Source organism: Streptomyces silvisoli (assembly GCF_029269905.1).
Taxonomy (GTDB): domain Bacteria; phylum Actinomycetota; class Actinomycetes; order Streptomycetales; family Streptomycetaceae; genus Streptantibioticus_A; species Streptantibioticus_A silvisoli_A.
This window is the reverse complement of sequence record NZ_JARJBC010000033.1, coordinates 17577-39243: the sequence shown is the minus strand read 5'-3', so window position 1 is coordinate 39243 and position 21667 is coordinate 17577. Positions and strand designations below refer to the sequence as shown.

The 21667-nt window shown below is 74.2% G+C and carries 16 protein-coding genes and 1 pseudogene; 11 read left to right on the top strand and 6 right to left on the bottom strand.

From position 1 onward, the window contains the following. Nucleotides 1-161 precede the first annotated feature (161 nt). On the top strand, nucleotides 162-1646 hold the full coding sequence (locus tag P3G67_RS33320) for a DNA-binding protein NsdB (protein ID WP_276096838.1): 1485 nt from the start codon (nucleotides 162-164) through the stop codon (nucleotides 1644-1646). Between the two features lie 133 nt (nucleotides 1647-1779). Here the strand turns inward: P3G67_RS33320 and P3G67_RS33315 are convergent, their stop codons facing one another. Next, nucleotides 1780-3237, bottom strand: coding sequence for a PP2C family protein-serine/threonine phosphatase (locus P3G67_RS33315; RefSeq protein WP_276096837.1), 1458 nt, complete (start codon nucleotides 3235-3237; stop codon nucleotides 1780-1782). A gap of 363 nt (nucleotides 3238-3600) precedes the next feature. Between P3G67_RS33315 and P3G67_RS33310 the strand changes: the two genes are divergently transcribed. The 4 genes and pseudogenes from P3G67_RS33310 to P3G67_RS33295 all read left to right on the top strand — a co-directional run. Continuing rightward, nucleotides 3601-5034: a HEAT repeat domain-containing protein gene (locus P3G67_RS33310; RefSeq protein ID WP_276096836.1), complete on the top strand. Its 1434-nt coding sequence runs from the start codon at nucleotides 3601-3603 to the stop codon at nucleotides 5032-5034. Nucleotides 5035-5197: 163 nt separating this feature from the next. Further along, a complete protein-coding gene (locus P3G67_RS33305; RefSeq protein WP_276096835.1) occupies nucleotides 5198-6340 on the top strand; it encodes a glycosyltransferase family 4 protein in 1143 nt (380 codons plus the stop codon). Next, entirely contained in the window at nucleotides 6337-7527 is a 1191-nt protein-coding gene (locus P3G67_RS33300; protein WP_276096834.1) for a glycosyltransferase, read from the top strand. Before P3G67_RS33305 ends, P3G67_RS33300 begins: the two co-directional genes overlap by 4 nt. Beyond that, nucleotides 7524-8360 (top strand): annotated as a pseudogene (locus P3G67_RS33295) (SGNH/GDSL hydrolase family protein); the annotation flags it as partial. The gene P3G67_RS33300 and the pseudogene P3G67_RS33295, both read left to right, overlap by 4 nt. Here the strand turns inward: P3G67_RS33295 and P3G67_RS33290 are convergent. From P3G67_RS33290 to P3G67_RS33275, 4 genes are read right to left on the bottom strand one after another with little or no spacing between them, the layout of a single operon-like run. Beyond that, nucleotides 8282-9238, bottom strand: coding sequence for a 5-oxoprolinase subunit C family protein (locus P3G67_RS33290; protein WP_276096833.1), 957 nt, complete (start codon nucleotides 9236-9238; stop codon nucleotides 8282-8284). The pseudogene P3G67_RS33295 and the gene P3G67_RS33290 overlap by 79 nt on opposite strands. After that, on the bottom strand, nucleotides 9235-9861 hold the full coding sequence (locus tag P3G67_RS33285) for a 5-oxoprolinase subunit B family protein (protein WP_276096832.1): 627 nt from the start codon (nucleotides 9859-9861) through the stop codon (nucleotides 9235-9237). The genes P3G67_RS33290 and P3G67_RS33285 overlap by 4 nt, the downstream gene beginning before the upstream one ends. Beyond that, a complete protein-coding gene (locus tag P3G67_RS33280) occupies nucleotides 9858-10619 on the bottom strand; it encodes a LamB/YcsF family protein (protein ID WP_276096831.1) in 762 nt (253 codons plus the stop codon). Before P3G67_RS33280 ends, P3G67_RS33285 begins: the two co-directional genes overlap by 4 nt. After that, nucleotides 10616-11311, bottom strand: a complete 696-nt coding sequence (locus P3G67_RS33275) for a GntR family transcriptional regulator (RefSeq protein ID WP_276096830.1) — start codon at nucleotides 11309-11311, stop codon at nucleotides 10616-10618. The genes P3G67_RS33280 and P3G67_RS33275 overlap by 4 nt, the downstream gene beginning before the upstream one ends. Before the next feature lie 125 nt (nucleotides 11312-11436). Here P3G67_RS33275 and P3G67_RS33270 point away from each other — a divergent pair, with 125 nt between their 5' ends. The 6 genes from P3G67_RS33270 (at nucleotide 11437) to P3G67_RS33245 (ending at nucleotide 21045) form a co-directional block, all read left to right on the top strand. Beyond that, nucleotides 11437-12153: a DUF969 domain-containing protein gene (locus tag P3G67_RS33270; RefSeq protein WP_276096829.1), complete on the top strand. Its 717-nt coding sequence runs from the start codon at nucleotides 11437-11439 to the stop codon at nucleotides 12151-12153. Continuing rightward, the gene (locus tag P3G67_RS33265) at nucleotides 12150-13118 is read left to right on the top strand and encodes a DUF979 domain-containing protein (protein WP_276096828.1); all 969 of its coding nucleotides are present in this window, start codon (nucleotides 12150-12152) and stop codon (nucleotides 13116-13118) included. The genes P3G67_RS33270 and P3G67_RS33265 overlap by 4 nt, the downstream gene beginning before the upstream one ends. Before the next feature lie 34 nt (nucleotides 13119-13152). Continuing rightward, nucleotides 13153-13797: a pyroglutamyl-peptidase I gene (gene pcp, locus P3G67_RS33260; protein ID WP_276096827.1), complete on the top strand. Its 645-nt coding sequence runs from the start codon at nucleotides 13153-13155 to the stop codon at nucleotides 13795-13797. Between the two features lie 79 nt (nucleotides 13798-13876). Then, on the top strand, nucleotides 13877-15433 hold the full coding sequence (locus P3G67_RS33255; RefSeq protein WP_276096826.1) for a hypothetical protein: 1557 nt from the start codon (nucleotides 13877-13879) through the stop codon (nucleotides 15431-15433). After that, entirely contained in the window at nucleotides 15433-16314 is an 882-nt protein-coding gene (locus P3G67_RS33250) for a hypothetical protein (protein WP_276096825.1), read from the top strand. Before P3G67_RS33255 ends, P3G67_RS33250 begins: the two co-directional genes overlap by 1 nt. Nucleotides 16315-16404: 90 nt before the next feature. Next, the gene (locus P3G67_RS33245; protein WP_276096824.1) at nucleotides 16405-21045 is read left to right on the top strand and encodes a hypothetical protein; all 4641 of its coding nucleotides are present in this window, start codon (nucleotides 16405-16407) and stop codon (nucleotides 21043-21045) included. A gap of 82 nt (nucleotides 21046-21127) precedes the next feature. Here the strand turns inward: P3G67_RS33245 and P3G67_RS33240 are convergent, their stop codons facing one another. Further along, complete coding sequence (locus P3G67_RS33240) at nucleotides 21128-21565, bottom strand: hypothetical protein (RefSeq protein ID WP_313881796.1); 438 nt, start codon at nucleotides 21563-21565, stop codon at nucleotides 21128-21130. Nucleotides 21566-21667: the final 102 nt, after the last annotated feature.

Sequence of the window (21667 nt, the reverse complement as noted above, 5' to 3'; positions counted from 1 at the left end):
GAGCACCCGTGCTCCGGATGGGCCGGGGAGGCGCGTTCCTACATCACACCCATCCGCGGGTGGTGAACCACGTAGCGAACCCTGGCGGACCCTGGCGAATACTGCCGAGCCGTCTCTTCGGCCACTACTGTCAACTGTGCCGAGGAACCTGGGGGCTTGACGTGACCAAGGAAGCCAACACCCGGCTCGCGGATCTGTTCGGACTCACCGGCTGGTCCAAGGGCGAGCTCGCGAGGATGGTCAACAGGCAGGCGGCCGCGATGGGCCACCCGCAACTGTCGACCGACACCTCCCGTGTGCGCCGCTGGATCGAGACCGGTGAGACGCCGCGCGATCCGGTGCCCAAAGTGCTGGCCGCCTTGTTCACCGAGCGCCTCGGCCGTGTCGTGACCATCGAGGATCTCGGGTTCGACCGGCATCGGCGTACGGGAAGGAAGCAGGCCGTCGAAAGCCTGCCGTGGCCACCGGAGCGAACCGCCGCGGTCCTCACCGAATTCACGGGAATGGACCTTATGCTCAACCGACGCGGTCTGGTGGGCGCGGGCGCCGCGCTCGCCGCAGGCTCCGCACTCAGCAGCGCCATGTACGAGTGGCTGCACACCGACCCTGCCCTGTCAGCCGATGCCCCCGTCGTCGACGACCCCCTGCACGCCGCCAAGGCCACCACGGCGGGCTATGACCGCTATGAGGCGGCACCCGTGGGCTCCGATGAGATCGAGGCGCTGGAGCACTCCGTGGAGGTGTTCCGCGCCTGGGACGCCTCACGCGGCGGTGGACTCCAGCGCAAGGCGGTCGTCGGGCAGCTCAACGAGGTGGGGGGCATGCTCTCCTACCGCCATCCGGCCCATCTGCAAAGGCGGTTGTGGGGGGTGGCGGCCAACCTGGCGTGCCTCGCCGGGTGGATGTCACACGACGTGGGCCTGGAGCCCACCGCCCAGAAGTACTTCGTGATCGCCGCGCACGCGGCACGCGAGGGCGGCGACCGGCCCAGGGCCGGTGAGGCGATGTCCCGCGCCGCTCGCCAGATGGTCCATCTGGGTCGTCCGGACGATGCGTTGGACCTGATGAAGCTGGCCCAGTCCGGCTCGGGCGAACAGGCCCTGCCGCGCACCCGCGCCATGCTCCAGACCATCGAGGCCTGGGCGCTGGCGGCCAAGGGGCGCGGCCAGGCGATGCGGCGCACCCTGGGGCAGGCGGAGGACCTCTTCGTCTCCGACAAGGGCGATGTGCCGCCGCCGTGCTGGATGCAGAACTTCGACGAGGCCGATCTGCACGGCATGCAGGCACTGGCGTTCCGTACGCTGGCCGAGCACGATCCGTCGGCCGCGGCGCCCGCGCAGCAGCACGCCCGGCAGGCGCTGGAGTTGCGCAGGTCGGGGCACGAGCGGTCGCGGATCTTCGACTACATCTCCATGGCTTCGGCGTGCTTCATCGCCGACGAGCCGGAGCAGGCCGACCGGTACGCCAGGCTGGCGCTGCTGAGCATCGGCCAGACCTCGTCCCACCGCACCTGGGACCGGTTGCGGGAGATGTACCGGCTGACCGGGCGGTACGCCACGTACCCGACGATCCAGGACCTGCGCGACGAGATCCGTACCGTGCTGCCGAAGAAGCCCGGGAGCAAGGACGGCACCGCCAGCGTGTAGGGCCTTCCTGGCGCAGGCGTACGGCGGATCGCCGACCCTCGCCGACAGGGGCGGCAACGCCGAACCACCGACGCGTCAAGGGATCCAGGTCGGGCTGTGGGGCGCTCGGCGCGCCCCGACCACAAGATGACGACTACGAGATTCGGGCAACCAGCACACAGGCGTCATGCTCGCGCTCCGGGCTGCCCAGCTGTTCGACGACCGCACGCACGCACTCCTGCGCGCTGCGGGCTTCGGCGAACCGGTGGCCGAGGTTGAGCAGTTGGGCTGCGGCGGTGTCCTCCGGCATGCCGCGGGGCGCGAGTCCGTCGGTGTGCAGCACCAACAGGTCGCCCGGTAGCAGATATTCGGTGCGTTGACCGTAGGAGGCGTTGGGGGCGGCGCCCAACAGCATGCCCTCCGGCGCCGTCAGACCGCGCCCCGTCCCGCCGCGGAACAGCAGTGGGGCGGGGTGCCCGGCCTGGGCCCAGGTCAGGGTGCGCCGCTGGCCGTCGTAGCGGCAGCACAGCGCGCTGCCCAGGGCGGGCTGCGCCGAGCGGTCCACCACCTCGTTCAGTCGGGCCAGCAACTCGCCCGGCTCCAGGCCGACGAGCGCCAGGCCACGGACCGCGCCGAGCAGCATCGCCATGCCCGAAGTCGCCGCCACCCCATGGCCGATGAGATCACCGACCGTCAACAGGGTGGCGCCGTCACCGAGTTCCATCGCGTCGTACCAGTCGCCGCCGATCAGCGCGCTGCTGCCGGACGGCAGGTAGTGCGCGGCCAGGTCCAGGGCGTGGGTGTCGCCGTCGGACGGGAACCGCAGGGAGCCGCGCCACGGCGGAAGCACGGCTTCCTGCAGTTCGACCGCCAGCCGGTGCTCGGTCCGCGCCACCTCGCGCTGACGTCGCAGCGAGTCACGGGTCTCGCGCAACGCCCGCTGGCTGCGGCGCAGTTCGCTGACGTCCCGTAGCACGGCCCACATCGAGGCTGTGGAGCCGTCGGCGTCGAGCACCGGCTCGCCCACCATGTGCACCGTGCGCACCGAGCCGTCCGGGCGCACGATGCGGAACTCGCCGTTGATCGGCTTGGCGTCCACCAGACAGCCGGTGACCATCGTGGTGAGTGCCTGCTGGTCCTCCGCGAACAGCCAGGACGGGAGTTCGTCCAGGGTGAGCGGACCGTCCGCCTTCGTCCTGCCGAAGATGGCGTACAGCTCGTCGGACCAGGTCACCTGGTCGGTCAACAGGTCCCATTCGGCGCTGCCCGCCCGGCCGAGCGCGCGCACCTGCCGGGCGGCGGGCGGTGGTTGCTCACCGGGGACGGGCGGCGCGGCCGTCGCGTATGCGGCCCCGGCCGCGCCGCCACCATCCTCCCGCAGCCCTTCCTTGAGCTGGCCCAGGTGTTCGCCGAGGTCGTCCAGATGGTGCATGGCGAGGTCGCACAGCGCGCGCTGCCAGCGGCTGTGCGCGTCATCGTCGTCAAGCCCCGGCTCGCCGCGCACGGCGTCCACCTGGCCGCGCAACTGGCGCGCCTGGGAGATGAGCGCGTCGAGCGTGCCGGGATCCGGCGGGGGTGCTGCGGCGTGGTCCGCATGCAGGTGGGACGGCATGACTGTCTCCGAACGTACTCAGATACAGACGTCAGCTGCGGGCGCGAGGCGGCGTGAGTGCTTGTGGTCGGCCCTAAGAGTCAGTGACGACTGTTGCACAGTGAGCGATCGTCCGTAAGGGTTTCCGCAATACCCGATCCGGTGGTGCTTGTGGCATATCCCAGAGGCGATCAGGTCGTTCCTGGTCAGCGCGGTGCACCGGGAGGCTCGGGACGGCGCACTGCGGGTAAGCTGCGGCGCTCGTACCCGTGCGCAATCCGTACCGCGTTCCAGGCATGACGTCTGCGTCCGCCGGTAAGGATGCCGGGCACCAACAGGGAAATCCCGTTGCCACCGTAACCCTCCGTACCGGATGCTGACCTCATGTTCGACCCCGACATAGCGCCCAGCGGCACCCTTCTCGGCCTCCTCCAGCGGGGGCGCGGAGACGGGACGCTGCATGCCCTCGCGGAGCAGCGCGGCGAGGCCCTCGCCGCGCTGGAGCAGTGTGTGCTGAGCGACCCCCGCCGCGACTGGCAGGTGGAGTCGCGCTCGCTGTACTACGCGCGGCTCTACTCGGAGCTGGAGGGCGGGCTCGAAGGGATCGAGCAGCACCTGTTCCACCCGGACGACGTCCTGGACACGGAGGAGCAGCGCACCGGGCTCGCCCTGTCGGTGCTCGGACACCTCGCCGGGTACGGCCGCCGGGACGCGCTGCGGCTGCTGCGCGAGTACGCGGCCCGGGGCAGCAACTGGCACTGGGCACTGGACGAGTTGGCGCTACGGGACGACGACGCGGGGCTGACCGCCCTGGCGCCGGCGATCCTCGGCCGCTTCCCGCGCGGTGCGGAGGGTGACGCGGCGCTCGCCCGTGCGCTGCGCGAGGCGTACGAGCCCCGGCCCTGGCGGCTGTGGGCGGACGACCGGGTGCACGGTGCGCGGGTGCGCGCGGCCGAGGAGCAGGGCTCCTTCGACCGCTGGCAGCGGCAGCTGCGCCCGGCCGGTCCGGCGCCCGGTTGGAGTGTGCGGGACGTGCTGGAGTGGGCCGAGCAGGGACTGGAGGCCCACCCGGTGCAGCACCGGGACGCCCCCGCCGCCCGCTGCCTGGCCGCCGTCGCCGGGCCCGAGGACCGCGCGGAGCTGCTGCACGCCGCCCGCCTCGGACCGCAGGGGGCCCGCGCCGCCGCGCTGCGGCATCTCGCCGACCGGCAGGATCCGGATGTCCTCGGGCTGATAGAAGCGGCCGCCGCCGACCCCTCACTGGTCGTCTCGCGCGCCGCGCTGGAGTCCTTCGCCCGTATGCGCAGCGTCGCCGGTGTCGAACAGGCCCGCCGCTGGGCCGCCCGCGAGGACGAACTGGGCACCGCCGCGGCCCAGATGCTCGCCATGCTCGGCGGCGCCGAGGACGCCGCACGGGTGCTCGCCGCACTGCGCCGCACGGTACGGGTCCGCGGCGCCGACGCGGAGGGGCTGGCCGTCCTGGTGGAGGGCGCCGGGCGGCTGTCCATCGGCTGCGCGGCGCCTGTGGTGCGGCACGTCTACCGGGAGACCGCGTCCTCGCATCTGCGCGGCTGTGCGGCCCGGACGCTGGCGGTCATCGATCCGTCGTTCGCGGACGGCTTCGCCATCGAGTGCCTGTGGGACTGCGAGGAGTCCACCCGCGAACTGGCGGCGCGGCACGCCGCGACCGGGGATGTCCGGGTACTCGCCCAGCTGCGGCGCCTGGCGGCGGATCCGGCGGAGGAGGCGGACGTGCAGTCCGCTGTGCGCGGCAGGTTGAGTACCACGGCGGCCACCGCACGGCGGCGTTCCGCTTAGGTCGGTTACGGGGCTTTTGGGGCCCGGGGCGCTTGCCTGCGGGGAGCCGCCTCGGGCCCCCGGTGTTCAGGACGCGGGTCGGAGGCCAGAAGCTCACGGAACGTTTTCCGCGGGGAAAGATCGACGTGGCCGCCGCATCTTCCCGGGCGCCGACAACCGCAGTATGCGAGTCGCCCTCGTCACCGAATCCTTCCCGCCCGATGTCAACGGCGTCGCACACTGCGCGCTACGGACCGCGGAGCACCTCGTCGCCCGCGGTCATGCCCCACTCGTCATCGCCCCCACCGCGCCCGGCCGAGACCGGGCGGCCGAGGCGGACGCCGCCGCGCCCTGCCCGGTGATCCGCGTACCGTCGCTGCCGCTGCCCGGCTACCGCCAGGTGCGGGTCGCCCTGCCCGGCCGCCGCGTGGCGGCCGCGATCGCCGCGCACCGCGCCCAACTCGTCCATCTGGCCAGCCCCTTCGTCATCGGGGCGCACGGTGTGGCCGGAGCCGCCCGGCTGGGGCTGCCCTGTGTCGCGGTCTACCAGACCGATCTCGGCGGTTACGCCCGCGCCTACCTCGGCATCGGCGAGACCGCGGCCTGGCACCGGCTGCGCAGCCTGCACACCGCCGCCGACCGCACCCTGGCGCCGTCCACCGCCTCGGCCGCCGACCTGGAGCGGCACGGCATCCCCCGGGTCCACCTGTGGCCGCGCGGGGTGGACGCGGTCCGCTTCCACCCGGCGCACCGCGACCCCGCGCTGCGCCGGGAGCTGGCGCCGGGCGGTGAGGTGCTGGTCGGCTACGTCGGTCGGCTGGCGCCGGAGAAGCGGGTCGAACTGCTCGCCGGGGCGGCCGAACTGCCGGGGGTGCGGCTGGTCGTCGTCGGCGACGGACCGAGCGCGGCGAACCTGCGCTCCGCGCTGCCGTCGGCGGTCTTCCTCGGCCGTCGCACCGGACGTGAACTCGCCCGGATCTACGCCTCGTTGGACGTCTTCGCGCACACCGGCCCGATGGAGACGTTCTGCCAGACCGTGCAGGAGGCCATGGCCAGCGGGATACCGGTGGTCGCCCCGGCGGCGGGAGGTCCGCTGGACCTGGTCAGCCCGGGCCGCACCGGCCTGCTGGTGCCGCCCGACGACCCGGAGGCGCTGCGGGACGCGGTACGGCGGCTCGCCGGCACTCCGCGGCTGCGCGCCGCGTACGGCCTTGCCGGACGGGAGGCGGTGGCGGGGCGTTCCTGGGCGGCCGTCGGCGACCTGCTGATCGGCCACTACGAGCAGGTGCTCGCCGAACGTCTCGCCACCTCGGCGGTGGCGGCATGACCGGCGACGCGCGGCGCGGGCTGCGCATCGTCCGGCTGGCCAACTTCGTCACCCCGGTCTCCGGCGGCCTGCGCACCGCCTTGCGGCACCTGGGCGCCGGGTACCTGGCGGCGGGGCACGAGCCGGTGCTGATCGTGCCGGGGCCCGACCACCGCGACGAGATGACCGAGCAGGGCCGGGTGATCACGCTGCCCGGGCCGGTGGTGCCCGGCTCCGGCGGCTACCGGGTGCTGGTCGACCGCCGGGCGGTGGCTCGGCGGCTGGCCGCGCTGCGCCCGGACCGGCTTGAGGTCTCCGACCGTACGACGCTGCGCTGGACCGGCGCCTGGGCCAGGCGGCGCCGGGTGCCCGCGGTGATGGTCTCGCACGAGAGCGCCGACGGGGTGCTGCGCATGTGGGGCCTGCCGGAGGGGGTCGCCCAGGCCGCCGCCGACCGGCTCAACTCCCGTACCGCGCACGCGTTCTCGCGGGTGGTGTGCACCACGGCGTGGGCGGCGGCCGAGTTCCAGCGGATCGGTGCCCGCAACGTGGTGCACGCGCCGCTGGGCGTGGACCTGGCCGCCTGCCACCCAGCGGCGGGCGGTGAGCGGACCCGCTGCCACTACGCCTGGCCGGAGCAGGTGCTGTTGGCGATGTGCGTGCGGCTGTCGGTGGAGAAGCGGCCCGGCCGGGCGCTGGACGCGCTCGCCGCGCTGCGGGCGCGCGGGACGCACGCGGTGCTGACGATCGCCGGGGACGGCCCGCTGCGCGCCCAGTTGGAGCAGCGTGCCCGCCGCGAGGAGCTTCCGGTGCGGTTCCTGGGACACGTGGCGAGCAAGGACGTGCTGTACGGGCTGATGGCCAGCGCGGACGTGGTGCTGGCGCCCGGCCCGGTGGAGACCTTCGGGCTGGCCGCGTTGGAGGCGCTGGCCTGCGGCACACCGGTGGTGGTCAGCGAGTCCTCCGCGCTGCCCTCGGTGGTCGGGGAGGCGGGCCGGGCGGCGCGGGACGACGGCGCGGCCTTCGCCGACGCGGTGGACGAGCTGCTGGCGGTGCCCGAGGCGCGGCGCAGGGCGGCGGCCAGGGCTCGCGCGGAGTGCTTCGGCTGGCCCGCCGCGATCACGGCCTTCCTGGCCGCGCACGACGCCGCGTATGAGGCGCCGCGCGACGCCGTACCCGCGCGGGGGGAACGGGAGGACGTGCGATGACCGGGAGCGAGGGCATACGGTTCGCGGCGCTGGGTGATTCGCTCACCGAGGGTCTCGGGGACCCGGTGCCGGGAGGCTGGCGCGGCTGGGCCGCGCTGCTGGCCGAGGGGATCGGCGCGACCCCGGACGGGACCGGGTTCCTCAACTGCGCGCGCAGCGGCGCCCTGACCGCCGATGTGGCGAACAGCCAGCTGGCCGCAGCCCGGGCGTTCCGGCCGCACCTCGCCGCGGTGGTGGCGGGCGCCAACGACACGCTGCGCGGTTCGTTCGACATCGGCGCGGTCGCCGCCCAACTGGACGCGGCACTGGGCGCGTTGGCGGCCGACGGGGTGACCGTGCTGACCGCGTGCCTGCCCGATCCGGGCCGGATGCTGGGGCTGCCGTGGCCGCTGGCCCGGCCGTTGGGGCGGCGGATGCGGGCGGTCAACCATGTCGTGCACGCGCTGTCCCGGCGGTACGGGGCGGTGCATCTGCACACCTCGGAGCATCCGTGGGTCGCCCACCGGGCCTCCTGGAGCGTGGACCGGCTGCACCCCAGCGAACTGGGCCACCGGCTGCTGGCGTACGAGTTCCACGCGCTGCTGGACGAGCGCGGCCTGGCGGTCGGGGAGCCGCCGCGCACCACCCCCGACGGCCCGCCGCCCGGCCGGACCGCCAGCGCGTGGTGGATGGCCACCCGGGGCACCGGCTGGGTGCTGGACCGGTGCGCGGACCTGCTGCCCGACCTGCTGCGGCTGGCCGCGGCCGAGTGCCGTCACCGTGCCGCGGGGTCCCCCGCCGCGCTGGACGAGGCCGCGCATCGCGCCGCGGTCGCCGCGGTCGCCGCGGTGGCCGCCCTGGCACCGGACCGGCTCACCGGCACGAAGCGCACCGGCGTTCCCGGGGCCGCCTGCGCGGCCGGGGCCAGGGAGTCCTGCGAGGCGACACCGATGACCGGATAGCCGCCGGTCGTCGGATGGTCGGCGAGGAAGATCACCGGGCGGCCGTCCGGCGGCACCTGCACGGCGCCCAACACCATCCCCTCGCTGGGGAGTTCACCGTCCCTGGCGCGCGGCAGCGCGGGCCCCTCCGTGCGCAGGCCGATGCGGTTGCTCGCCGGGCTGACGGTGTACCCGCCGGCCGCGAGGATCCGTAGCGCGTTCGGCGCGAACCAGTCCGCGCGCGGCCCGGGAATCAGCGGAACCACAAGCTCCGTAGGCGGCCCGGGGCATGGCGCGCCATCCACCGCCGCCGGTGTGCCGTACGGCTCGCCGACCGGTAGCCGCTCTCCGTCCCGTAGCGGACCCGGGCCCAGTCCGGAGAGCAGATCGGTGGACCGGCTGCCGAGCACCGGTGTGCTGCGCACCCCGCCGGCGAGCGCCAGATAGGCGCGCAACCCCGCGGTGACCCGGCCGAGTTCCAGCACCGCCCCCGAGGGCACGTACACCGGTGCGCCCCAGGCCGCCGGGCGGCCGTCCACCCGTACCGGGCAGGGCGCGCCGGTGACCGCCGCGAGAAGTGGGCAACCGGCCCGTACCGCACAGCCGTTGACCGTGGTCTCCAGGGTCGCGGCGTGCTCCGGGTTTCCCACCAGCCGGTTGGCGAGCCGGTGCGCGGGCTCGTCGAGGGCGCCCGCCCGGGCCACACCGAGGTGGGCGTGTCCGGAGCGTCCGAGGTCCTGGACGGTCGTCAGCGCCCCGGCACGGACCACTTCCAGGTACCGCGCGGTCATGGTCCGACCCGGGTGAAGCGCACCTGGGCACCGGGGGCGAGCAGGGCCGCGGGCTCGCGGGCCGGGTCCCACAGCGTGGCGTCGGTGGTGCCGACGATCTGCCAGCCGCCGGGGGAACTGCGGGGATAGACGCCCGCGTACGGTCCGGCCAGGCCGACGGAACCGGCGGGGACGCTAATGCGCGGGGTGGCCCGGCGCGGGGTGTGGTAGCGGGCGGGCAGCCCGCTCAGGTATCCGAATCCCGGGGCGAATCCGGTGAACGCCACCCGGAACTCGATCCCGTCGAGCACCCTCGGCAGCGCGTCGGGTGGCACCTGCCACAGCGCGGCCACCTCGGCCAGGTCGGGCCCGTCGTAGCGGACCGGTATCTCCACCGCCGCACCCTCGCGCGGTGGCAGCGGTGGCACGGCCGAGCGCGTCAACTCGTCGGCCAGCGCCTCGGGTTCGGCCAGCCCGTCCAGCAGTACGGTTCGGGCGCCGGGGACGATCTCGCGGACCGGTGGCAGCTCCCCGGCCGCCCGGCGGCGCAGCAGCTCGGCGTGGAGCGCCTCGGTCGCCTCCTCGGTGGGCAGTTCGAGCAGCAGGGCGTGCGCGCCTACCAGCATTGGGCGCGGCGCGGTCATGCGAAGGCTCCCAACTCCACGCCCGCCGCCAGAAGTTCACCCCTGACCCGGGAGGCCAGCGCGGCGGCCCCCGGTGTGTCACCGTGCAGGCAGAGCGAGCGCGCCCGCACCGTGACCGGCGCACCGCTGACCGAGCGCACCGAACCGTGGCGGGCGATGCCCAGCGACCGCTCGACGATGGCGTCGGGGTCCAGCAGCACGGCACCGGGCTCGCGGCGCGGCACCAGCGTGCCACGGCCGGTGTAGGCGCGGTCGGCGAACGCCTCGGGGACGGCGGTCAACCCCGCCTGGTGTGCCGCGGCCAGCAGTTGGGAGCCGGGCAGCCCGAGCACCGGGAAGCCGCCGGCGAGCATGACACCCTCGACCACGGCGGCGGCCTGCTCGGCGTCGGACACCGTGCGGTTGTACAGGGCGCCGTGCGGCTTGACGTATGCCACGCGCGCGCCGGCGGCCCGCGCGAAGACCTCCAGCGCGCCTATCTGGTAGGCCACTTCGGCCGCCAGTTCGTCCGGTGGGACGTCCATCGCGCGCCGCCCGAAACCGGCCAGGTCCCGGTAGGAGACCTGGGCGCCGATCCGCACCCCGCGCTCGGCGGCCAGCGCGCACACCCTGCGCATGGTGGCCGGGTCGCCCGCGTGGTAGCCGCAGGCGACGTTGGCGCTGGTGACGGCGGACAGCAGCGCTTCGTCGTCGGTCAGCGGCCAGCGTCCGAAGCCCTCGCCCAGGTCGGCGTTGAGGTCGATGACGGGGGCGGTCATTCGGCGTCCTGGCGCATCCGGGCCACGATCAGCTCGCGTGCGTCGTCCAGGTAGCGGACCAGTTCCGCTTCGGCGTCGTGGCTCCGGTCGGCCGCGAGCAGGTCGGCGATCTGCCGGTTGCGGCGCAGGAACGGTTCGTGGAGCGCGCGTGGATCGGACATCACGGCGAACGCCAGCCGGAGTTCGGCGAGCAGGCCGGCGAGGTAGGCGTCGATCCGCTCGCTGCCGGTGAGTGCGCCGACGGCGCGGTGGAAGCGCAGGTCGGCGTCGGCGACCGCGGACCAGTCGCCGTTCCGTGCGGCCGACTCGCCCGCGGCCACCGCCTCGGCGACCGGCGCCAGTCGGCCGGATCCGTTCGCCGACCGTACCCCCTCGGTCTCCAGAGCGCGCCGGGTCAGGTAGATGTCGGCGACGTCGGCGGGGCCGAGGCTGCGCACGAAGACGCCCCGGTTCATCTCGTGGACCACCAGGCGTTCATGGGCCAGCACCCGGAAGGCCTCGCGCAGGGTGTTGCGGGAGACCCCGAGGGCGCCGCCGAGCGCCTCCTCGGACAGCCGGGTGCCGGAGCGCAGGGCGCCCGCCGCGATCCGGTCGCGCAGTACGTCGGTGACCCGCCGCACGGTACTGGACCGGCCCAGGAGCAGACGGTCGGCGGCGAACTCCCCGAGCAGATCAGGGGGTGAGCTGTCCATGGTGTCCCTTCCGCGGAATCACTGGACCCATATCGTGCATGACTCTTGTGGAATTGTTCAACAACCTTCTAGCCTCCTCGCTACCTCCCCACAGCCGGGGGGGACCGAGCGCGGAAGGCGGACGGATGCTCGCTCTGCTCGGCGTGCTCGTGGTGGTCGTCGGATTCGCCACGAAACGCAACCCCCTGCTCGTCGTTGGTGTGGCGGGCATCGTCACCGGCCTGTTCGGCGGCCTCAGTCCGCGTGCGGTGCTGGCCGACTTCGGCACCGGCTTCGCCGCCAGCCGCTCGGTGACCATCTTCGTGATCACCCTGCCGGTGATCGGCCTGCTGGAACGGTACGGGCTCAGAGAGCAGGCGCGTGCGCTCGTCACCAGGTTCGCCGCGCTGACCACCGGGCGCTTCCTCGCGCTGTACCTGATCCTGCGTCAACTCACTGCGGCCGTCGGGCTGGTAAGCCTCGGCGGCCCCGCGCAGGCGGTACGGCCGATGGTCGCGCCCATGGCGGAGGGGGCCGCGGAGCGCCGGTACGGGGCGCTGCCGGAGCGGACCCGGGAGCGGATCCGGTCCTTCGCCGCGAGCGCCGACAACGTCGGCCTGTTCTTCGGCGAGGACTGCTTCCTGGCGGTCGGCTCGATCCTGCTGATCACCGGGTTCGTCAACGCCACGTACAAGACCCATCTGGAGCCGCTGGACCTGGCGCTGTGGGCGATACCGACCGCCGCCTGCGCCTGCCTGATCCACGGCGCCCGCCTGCTGCGCCTGGACCGCACGCTGGAGCGCGAACTGGCCGCGTCCGAGGGCGCGTTGCCCCGCGCGGACGTCGAGGAGGCCGCCACATGATCCAGGCGGAATGGTTCTACTGGCTGGTGGGCGCCGTCTTCCTGGCCATGGCCGGGCAGATGGCCATGGACCGGAGCAACCCCAGGCGGTTCGGCACCGCGGCCTTCTGGGGCCTGGTGGGCGCCGCGTTCGTGTACAGCACCTGGGTGGCGGACAAGACCGCGCCCGCCGAACCGCTCGGTGCCGCCGTGCTGGTCATGGTCTGCCTGGCCGGATTCGGCTTCACCGGACGCGGTACGGTGCCGGCCGCCCCGGCCGAGCGGCGTGCGGCCTCGGCGGCCCGGCTCGGCAACCGGCTGTTCGTCCCGGCACTGACTATCCCCGCTGTGGCGATGGTGTGCGCGGTGGTGGTCAAGGGCTGGCACATCGGGCGAAGGCCGGTGCTGCAGGCGGGCAGTGAGACGATCCTCGGGTTGGGCATCGGCACCGTCGTGGCGCTGGTCGTCGCCATGCTGGTGGTCCGCGAACGGCGGCCCGCCGCCCCACTGCGGGCCGGGCGCGGACTGCTGGAGACGATGGGCTACGTCATGCTGCTGCCCCAACTGCTCGCCACCCTCGGCACGATCTTCCAGGCCGCCGGGGTGGGCGACTCCGTGGGCAAGCTCACCGAACACGTGCTGCCGCACGGGCAGACCTATGTGGCGGTCGTCGTCTACTGCGTCGGGATGGCCGTGTTCACGGTGGTCATGGGCAACGGCTTCGCGGCGTTCCCGGTGCTCACCGCGGCCGTCGGCTGGCCGCTGCTGATCCAGCAGGCCCACGGCAGGCCGGCGGTGGTACTGGCGGCCGGCATGCTCGCGGGCTTCTGCGGCACGCTGTGCACGCCGATGGCCGCCAACTTCAACCTGGTGCCCGCCACGCTGCTGGAGCTGAAGGACCAGTACGGCCCGATCAAGGCCCAGATCCCCACCGCGGTCGCGCTGTTGGCCTGCAACATCGTCATCATCTCGGTCTTCGCGTTCTGAGCGCCGAGGACCGGCGAAGCCCCGAAGGAGCGTTGTGACCCGCGTACTCCTCACCGGATTCGAGCCGTTCGACGGCGAGCGCGTCAACCCGTCCTGGCAGGCGGTCTGGCGGCTGGCCGCGGCACCGCCGGACGGCTGCGACATCACGGCGGTCCAACTGCCCTGCGCCTTCGGGTCCTCGCTGGACGCGCTGCGGGCGGCGGTCGAACGCGCCGACCCCGAGGTCGTGGTGTGCGTCGGCCAGGCGGGCGGCCGGGCCGGTCTGACCGTGGAGCGGGTGGCGGTGAACGTCAACGACGCCGCCATCCCGGACAACGCGGGGCGGCAGCCCATCGACGCCCCGGTCGTCGGCTGGGGCCCCGTCGGGTACTTCGCCACCCTGCCGGTCAAGGCGTGCGTCGCCGCAGCCCGTGCGGCGGGAGTGCCCGCCTCTGTCTCCCAGACTGCTGGGACATATGTGTGCAATCACGTCTTCTACGGACTGATGCACCTCATCGCCACCGAACGCCCGGCGCTGCGTGGGGGGTTCGTGCACATCCCGTACGCACCCGAGCAGGTCCTCGATCGGGCGCTGCCCTCGATGTCCGTTACGCTGGCCGTCGAAGGACTACGGGCCGTGGTGGCGGCCGCCGTCTCCCGGCGCGAGGACATCGCGGCGGTGGGCGGCGCGACGCACTGACACCGGAGCCGGGCTGGACAGACCCCCGCAATCCGCGCCGTTTCGTGCGTTGTCAGTGTGACCACCTAATCTGTCCGTCGTGACTGCGTCCACTGCGGAAACCGTGCCGCACCCGAACACCGGCTCCTCGCGCCCCGTCGCGCCGGGACCCGCCGCCGACGAGGGCCTGGCCCGTCGGCTCAAGGCGCTGGCCTGCACGGCTCCGCTGCACGACCTGGACGCCCGCAAGGCCAACCTGGCGGGCGAGTACTCCACGTACGCCATGGCCGAAGTGGCGCTCGCCGCCATCGACCTGGTCACGCTCACCATGGACTTCGACACCGGCGCCGACCACGACCAGATAGTCGCCCGGCTCCAGCCGCGGGTCGCCGCCCAGGCCCCGGGGCGCCCCGCGGAGGAGCACGAACGGGTCGCCCGCTGGGTGCTGGAGAACCTGATCAACGTCGGCAGCGTCGACCGAGGCTTCCGCGCCGTCTACGGCACGTTCGGCGCCGACGGCGCCTATGTGCGCCGCGACTACGACTTCAAGCTGATCGAAGAGGTCCCGGGCCCCGGCGGCACCGTCTATCTGCGCACCACCGACGAAGCGGTCAACGTCCTCGTCGGCGCCCTGGACACCGATGTCACCAGCGCCCAGATCGCCGCAGAGGTCAAGCTGGAGGTGCTGATCAGCCGAGGGCGGCTGGCCGACGCCCAACTCGCCGCCGAGCAGGCCCGCTACCGCACCGTGCAGTACGCCGAGACGCTGCGCCGCGCCCTGGAGGCGACCCGGCGGGACGTCCGCGCGGTGGACTGGCTGCGCGCGGTGCCTGACATGATCAACGAGGCGCTGGACCACGTCGCCGACCGCTACCGGCACGAGAACGCGATCCTCACCAACATCCGCAAGGCCCGCGACGAGGCCACCGAACCGGAGCACAAGCGGCGCGCCGCCGAACTCGTGGACATCGTCAAGGACTGCATCCGCCGCCACACCCAGTTGCAGTCCCGGCTGCTGGAAGCGGGCCCGCTGTTCCGTGCCGAGCAGGACCGGCAGGCCTTCGCCACACCGGTCGCCCGCGCCGGACTCGACCTGTACGGGCAACTGCTGGCGCCGCTGCTGCCGCTGCCCGTGGAGCGCGCCAGCCGGGTCACCGACGCGTTCTTCGCGCACGGCACCGGACTGCGCACCCCGCCGGCGGTGCGCGTGGGCGACCTGATCGAGACACTGCTCACCCCGCCGCTGGAGCGCGAACACCTCGGCGCCGAGATGCCCGAGCCGGACCTGATCGCCACCCCGGAGGACAGCCGGTTCAGCGAGGCGCAGCTGGAAGCCGCGCTGGAACTGCTCGACCTGCCGCACGACGCGCCCCGCAGACTCTCCGGCCTGCTCGCCGAGGCCCGCCGCCGCGACCCCGAACTGCCGTACCTGGTCGCGCTGTTGGCGGTGCACGCGGCCAGCCCGCCGGTCGGCACCGCCTACCGGCAGGGCGAGCAGCGGCTGCTGTTCGCCGTGGACGACGGTGCGGAGCTGGACGATCCGGAGTTCGGCGGCGCCGATCTGATCGTCGGCGCCGCGCTGCTGGACGCGGCGGGCATGGCACTGGACCGGACGGTGGAGAACACCGCAGGCAAGGACGAAGGACACCGCGAGTGATGGACGACGGCGAGAACCTGGCCCCCGCACCGGAACCGGAGGACGTCCGCCCGGCGGCGGTCACCCCGGCCGACGCCGCCGACGCCGCCCGGCTGGTCGCCTTCGGGCTACAGCCCAAGCTGCTGCCCGCCCGCGACGCCGAGTACGCCGAGCTGATCCGGCGGCACCGGGAGGATCCGGCGTTCGCCCGGCTCGCCGACGCGGTCGCCGCCGGACTGGGACTGGTGGTGCTGGAGGTCTCACCGCGCGCCGGAATGGCGGTGGCCGCGGGCGAGGACTCGGTGTTCGCGGTGCGCATGGGCGACTACTCGCGGCGCGCCGCCTCCGACTCCAGCGACCGCTTCCTGCACGGCCTGGCGCATCTGGCGGTCGCCGCCCTGGCGTTCCCGCGCCCGGCCGACCTGGCGGACGACGGCTACATCGGCCGGATCACGGTCAACGGAGTGGACGCCTTCGTCCGCCAGGCCTGCCGCCGCCTGGAAGAACGCGCCGAGGAGCGGGGCGAGAACAGCGACCCGGCCAGCGACGCGCCCGGCCTGGAGGCGGCCTGGCGGGTCTACGCGCGGCGCAGCGCCACCGGCGCCACCAAGGACGCGCGCAGGCTGGCCGGTTCGACCACCGGCATCGTCGGCAAGGCGGTGGCGTTCCTGGTGGACTCCGGCTTCCTCCAGCGCACCGGTGACGAGTCGGGTGGCACGTACCGCACCACCGCCCGCTACCAGTTGCAGGTCCGAGATCTTGCGGGCAGCGCCGCCATGGCCGAACTGCTGGACCTCGGCGTGGTCCCGGTCGGCGACGGCACGGCGAGTCTGCTGCCGCCGGGCGAGGGCGACGAGTTCGAGCTGGTCGCCGAAGCGGGCCTGCCGTTTCACGGCTCGTAAGGAGATCCACGCTGGGGGCCGGCCCCCAGACCACCACCGGGGCCCGCCCCGGACCCCGTCCGAACCAACCCACATACCGAGAGTCCCGCCATGTACGAGCTGTCCCGGGTCCGCCTCTACTCCATCGGACCGGCCGGTGCGCGCTACGCCGACACCGTGCTGGACCTGCGGGGCGTCGGCGACCCGGTTCCGCAGCCCGCGCCCGCGCAGGGCCAGTTCTTCGAGGACGAGCCCGCCGGGCCGCCGCGCCGGCCCGCGCCCGCGGGCGTGCTGTTCCTGGAGAACGGCGGCGGCAAGTCGGTACTGCTGAAGCTGATCTTCTCCGTGATGCTGCCCGGCCACCGCAACACCCTCGGCGGCGCCAGCTCCGGTGTGCTGCGCAAGTTCCTGCTCGCCGACGACTGCGGGCACGTCGCGCTGGAGTGGCAGCACACCATCACCGGTGAACTCGTGGTGGTGGGCAAGGTCAGCGAATGGCGCGGTCGCCAGGTCTCCTCCGACCCGCGCAAGTTCGCCGAGGCCTGGTACTCGTTCCGGCCGGGCCCCGGCCTCAGCCTGGACTCGCTGCCGGTCGCCGAGGCCGCCTCGGTGCGCCCGCCCGCCGAAGGGGTGTCCGGGGCGCGTGGCCGCCGACGCACCATGAAGGGGTTCCGTGACGCCCTCACCGAGGCCGGAAAGGTCTATCCGCACCTCGACGTGGTGTGGGAGGAGATCCACGACCGCTGGAACGAGCACCTCGGCGACCTCGGCCTGGACCCCGAACTCTTCCGCTACCAGCGGGAGATGAACGCCGACGAGGGCGAGGCCGCGGGCCTGTTCGCGGTCAAGAAGGACTCCGACTTCACCGACCTGCTGCTGCGCGCCGTCACCGACACCCGGGACACCGACGGCCTGGCCGACCTGGTGCACGGCTTCGCCAACAAACTCGGCCGACGTGCCGAGCTGACCGCCGAACGGGACTTCACCGCCGGATCCCTCGACCACCTCGAACGCATCGTGGCGGGCACCGAGCAGCGCGACCGGGCCCGCGGCGTGCACGGCCAGAGCGAGCGCCGCACCCGGGAGCTGGCCCGGCGGCTGTCCGCCCGCGCCCACCAGGAGCGCGGCCGTGCCGCCGCACTCGACCAGCAGGTCGGCGACGCCGCCCGCTCGGTCACCGACGCGGACGCCGCCCGCGCTCGTACCGCCCTGATCAGCGCCGAACTCGCCTACCGGCACGCCTCGTTGAGCCTGGCCGCCGCCGAGAAGGACGCCGCGGCACTGCGCCGTGAGCTGGTCGACGCCCGGACCCTGCACGCCGCGTGGCAGGCAGCGGAGATCGTGCTGCGGCACCGCGCCGCCGCCGACCGCTCGGCCCGGGTGGCCGCCGCCATCCGCGAGGCCGAACGCGACGCGGCCCCCGCGCTCGCCGCCCGCGCCAAGGCCGCCACTGATCTGGTGCGCGCGCTGCGCGCCGCCGCGGACCGGGCCGAGCGCCAGGCCGACGAGGAGGAGGAGCGTTCCATCGCGCTCCAGGCCGAGGCCGACAGCGCGCACCGGGACGCCACCGCCGCCGCCACCGGCGCACAGCGCGCCCGCAGTGAGATCGGCCACCTCCAGCAGCGGCTGGCCGAGGTCGAGCAGGAGACCGCGGAAGCGGTACGCGCCGGATGGCTGAACGACGCGGCCCCGGACGCCGATCCGGCGCGCGCCGCCCTGGAGGCCAGCGACGCGGAGAAGACCGCCGTCGCCGCCTGGGAGACGGCACGTGACGCCGCGCGTGGCGCCGCCGACCGGGCCCGCGAGGCGGCCGCCGAGGAGGCCCGCGCCGAACTCGCCGCCGCTCGTGGCACGGACGCCCTGGAGGCGGCCGAGTCCGGCCACGGGGCCGAGCGGCGCACGGCCGCCGCGCTGGCCGCGCAACCCCGGCTCGCCGAACTGCTCGGCCTTGAGGCGCCGCACGCCGCAACCGCCGGCATCCCCGCCCCGCGCGCCGGCACCCCGGAAGACACCGCCCAAGGCGGCGCGGCCGGGCAGGCGTTGAGCGTCGAGGAACTGGACCGCAACGCCGAGACGCTGCGCGAACTGCTCGGCGGCAGCGTGGCCGCCGCCGAACGGCAGCTGTTCGAGCTGCGCACCTCGGCCGCCGAGGACTCCCGGATCCTGGCCGCGCTGGGCGACGGGGGACTGCTGCCGCCGTCCCCCGATGTGCTGGCCACCGTGGAGTACCTCGGTGAGCACGGCGTGCCCGCGCTGCCCGGCTGGCGCTATCTGGCCCAGGCCGTCGACCCGGCCGACCACGCGGCGGTGCTGTCGACCCGGCCGGAACTGGTCGACGGTGTGGTGGTCACCGACCCCGACACCTATCAGCGGGCCCGCGGCATCCTGGCGGAGGCCGCGCTGCTGCCCCGCTCGACCGTTGCGGTGGGCACCGCCGCCGCGCTGCTCGCGCCAACTCCGGCCGGGCAGGCGGCTGATGACGTCTTCCTCGTACCGCCGAACCCGGCCATGCACGACGAGCAGGCAGCCGACGGGGAGCGGCAGGCGCTGCGGCAGCGGGCCGCCGCCTGCGACGAGGAGATCAGGGCACTCGCCGCCCGACTGGGGCACGACCGCGAACTCGCCGCCCGGCTCGACTCATGGCGCGCCTCCTGCCCGCCGGGACGGTTGACCGAACTCGCCGCCGCCGTCGAGACCGCCCGTGCCGCCGCCGGCGCGGCCCAGCGGGAGCTGGCCGAGGCCCGGGTACGGCGCGCGGAGGCCGATGAGACGGCAGCCGAGGCGTCCCGGGTGCGCGACGAGCGCCAGGAGGCGGCGCAGCGTGCCCGCCGCCGCGCCGACGCGCTCGCCGGGCTGGCGTTCCGGCTGCGGGAGCGGGCAGCGTGGCAGCGCAGGGCGCGGGAACTCGCCGAGGAGGCCGCCGAGGCCGAGGAACGCGCCGAGTCCTGCCTGGCCCGAGCCCGCTCCGCCGACGAGGACCGCCGCGCCGCTCAGCGCGCCGCCGACGACGCCCGCCGCACCGTACGGGCACTGCGCGCCGAGCGCGCCGAGATCGCGGGCGTACCCGACCAGGAGAGCGGCGAGGGCGAACCGCCGAACGCCTCGCTGCCCGCGCTGCGCGAGGCCTACCGCGCCGCGTCCCAGGTGTACGAGAAGGTGGGCGTCGGCGCCGACCTGCGCGCGGAGCAGGCGCGCGCGGAGAGCGATGAGAGCGCGGCGCTCGCCGAGTTGGACCGGCTGACCAACAAGGTCCGCACCCGCGCCGCCCAGCTGCTCGAAGGCCCCGACGGCGCCGACGGCCCCTCCCGGCAGGCCGCCTCGGCCCGGGCCGAGGCGCTGGTGCAGCGGATCGAGTCGCGGGCCGGAGCCGCCAGTGAGCACTTGGGCCGGTTGCGCGGCGAGGCCGAGCGGCTGGCGCCGGGCGACGGCGAGGCGCACACCGAGCTGCCCGACGAACTGGTCCCGGAGGGCGCGGAGCACGCCCAGGCCCTGCTGCGCACGGTGACCGGCGAACTCGCCGACCGCACCGAGGCGTTGGAAGCGGCCAGGGAGCGGCACGCCGAACTCCAGCGCGCACACCGTGCCGCCGAGGACGCGGCGGGCGGCTTCGACGAACTGGCCGCGCTGCTGCGTGATCTGCTGCGGGACAACGCCGCCCAGGACAGCGGCGCGGAGGAGGAGCCGGAGCCGTACTCCGGCGGTCTTGAGCAGGCCCGGCAGTCGGCCGCCGAGGCACGCCGCGGGCTGCGCGGCTGCGCGGCCGACCTGTCGGCGGCCGAGGCGCAACTGCGTGAGGCCTGCGACCAGTTGGTGCGGCACGCCAACGCGACCCGCTACGAGCAGGTGCGCACGCCCGCGCGGCAGCAGATCCGTGAGCTGCCCGCCGGCGCGCTGCCCGAGCACGCCGCCGCCTGGGCCGCCGCGTTCGCGCCCCGGCTGCGGGTGCTCACCGATGAGCTGGAGCAGTTGGAACGCAACCGCGACAGCATCGTGGACCGGCTGCGCGGTCTGGTGGAGGCATCGCTGGCCACCCTTCGCTCCGCCCAGCGGCTGTCCCGGCTGCCGGAGGGGCTGGGGGAGTGGTCGGGCCAGGAGTTCCTGCGGATCCGCTTCGACGACCCGGACCAGGCCCAACTGGCCGAGCGGCTGGGCGAGGTGATCGACGAGGCCACCCGGGCGGCCGTGCGGAAGAACTCCGACCTGCGGCGGGACGGCATGAGCCTGCTGCTGCGCGGGGTACAGGCCGCGCTGGAGCCGCGCGGGGTCGCGGTGGAGATCCTCAAGCCGGACGCGGTGCTGCGCGCGGAGCGGGTGCCGGTCGGGCAGATGGGCGATGTGTTCTCCGGTGGCCAGCTGCTGACCGCGGCGATCGCGCTGTACTGCACGATGGCGGCGCTGCGCAGCAACGACAGCGGACGGGACCGGCAGCGGCACGCGGGCACGCTGTTCCTGGACAACCCGATCGGCCGGGCCAACGCGACCTATCTGCTGGAGCTGCAACGGGCGGTGGCTGACGCGCTCGGCGTCCAACTGATCTACACCACGGGCCTGTTCGACACCACCGCGCTGGCCGAGTTCCCGTTGGTGGTGCGGCTACGCAATGACGCGGACCTGCGGGCGGGGCTGAAGTACATCAGTGTCGAGGAGCATCTGCGGCCCGGCCTGCCGCAGCAGGACCCGGACAGCGAACCGGTGCACGGCGAGATCACCGCCACCCGGATGTTCCGCCGCCCCGCGGAACAGCCGGTCTGAGCGAGGCTTGTGGTGGTGCGCCGCCGGTCTTTCGCCACGGTGGCGGCGCGCCACCGCGTCCGAGTCGACCGGCGGCCGGAGCTCACCGCAGTCCGGCAACCCGTCGCCCGGCGGGCCCCCGCACCTTGCCTGCCCCCCGCCGGGCAGGCGAACCGCGCCGCAGGCGGCGCGGCCGGGCCGCGCTGCTGGGGCTGGACAGCACCCCGTGCCGCTGGTTCCACACCTGGCGCGTCACCCATACGTCCAGCACCGCCCAGGTGGCGACGACGGTGCTGACCACCGTGCACAGCAGGGCGGGTGCCGTGATCCACGTGCCCGCCGCCGCGCCGAGCATGGCGACCATCGCCTCGATCAGGGTCACGGAGGCGATCAGCACCGCGCGCACCGCGGAGGCGCGTACCGGATCGGGCATGCGGGGCCTGCCGACGGGCTCCTCGGTCCACAGGGTGGCGTCGCTGAGCGGCGTCTCGTCGTAACCGCGGTCGGTGTCCGCGGCGTTGCGCTGTGATTGGGCGTCCATGGCGTTGTGCTCCCCTCGGGGACACACACCCCCGACCCCTTGTTGCTTGCCCGGATCGTCATGGTGTATTCGGCGTATTTCGGGGGGCTGTCTCTCCGTACT

What these genes read in the sequence shown, in the direction of transcription:
- P3G67_RS33315 (WP_276096837.1), bottom strand. Translation starts at nt 3,237, where the DNA reads ATGCCGTCCCACCTGCATGCGGACCACGCCGCAGCACCCCCGCCGGAT.
- P3G67_RS33310 (WP_276096836.1), top strand. Translation starts at nt 3,601, where the DNA reads ATGTTCGACCCCGACATAGCGCCCAGCGGCACCCTTCTCGGCCTCCTC.
- P3G67_RS33305 (WP_276096835.1), top strand. Translation starts at nt 5,198, where the DNA reads ATGCGAGTCGCCCTCGTCACCGAATCCTTCCCGCCCGATGTCAACGGC.
- P3G67_RS33300 (WP_276096834.1), top strand. Translation starts at nt 6,337, where the DNA reads ATGACCGGCGACGCGCGGCGCGGGCTGCGCATCGTCCGGCTGGCCAAC.
- P3G67_RS33290 (WP_276096833.1), bottom strand. Translation starts at nt 9,238, where the DNA reads ATGACCGCGCGGTACCTGGAAGTGGTCCGTGCCGGGGCGCTGACGACC.
- P3G67_RS33285 (WP_276096832.1), bottom strand. Translation starts at nt 9,861, where the DNA reads ATGACCGCGCCGCGCCCAATGCTGGTAGGCGCGCACGCCCTGCTGCTC.
- P3G67_RS33280 (WP_276096831.1), bottom strand. Translation starts at nt 10,619, where the DNA reads ATGACCGCCCCCGTCATCGACCTCAACGCCGACCTGGGCGAGGGCTTC.
- P3G67_RS33275 (WP_276096830.1), bottom strand. Translation starts at nt 11,311, where the DNA reads ATGGACAGCTCACCCCCTGATCTGCTCGGGGAGTTCGCCGCCGACCGT.
- P3G67_RS33270 (WP_276096829.1), top strand. Translation starts at nt 11,437, where the DNA reads ATGCTCGCTCTGCTCGGCGTGCTCGTGGTGGTCGTCGGATTCGCCACG.
- P3G67_RS33265 (WP_276096828.1), top strand. Translation starts at nt 12,150, where the DNA reads ATGATCCAGGCGGAATGGTTCTACTGGCTGGTGGGCGCCGTCTTCCTG.
- P3G67_RS33250 (WP_276096825.1), top strand. Translation starts at nt 15,433, where the DNA reads ATGGACGACGGCGAGAACCTGGCCCCCGCACCGGAACCGGAGGACGTC.
- P3G67_RS33245 (WP_276096824.1), top strand. Translation starts at nt 16,405, where the DNA reads ATGTACGAGCTGTCCCGGGTCCGCCTCTACTCCATCGGACCGGCCGGT.
- P3G67_RS33240 (WP_313881796.1), bottom strand. Translation starts at nt 21,565, where the DNA reads ATGGACGCCCAATCACAGCGCAACGCCGCGGACACCGACCGCGGTTAC.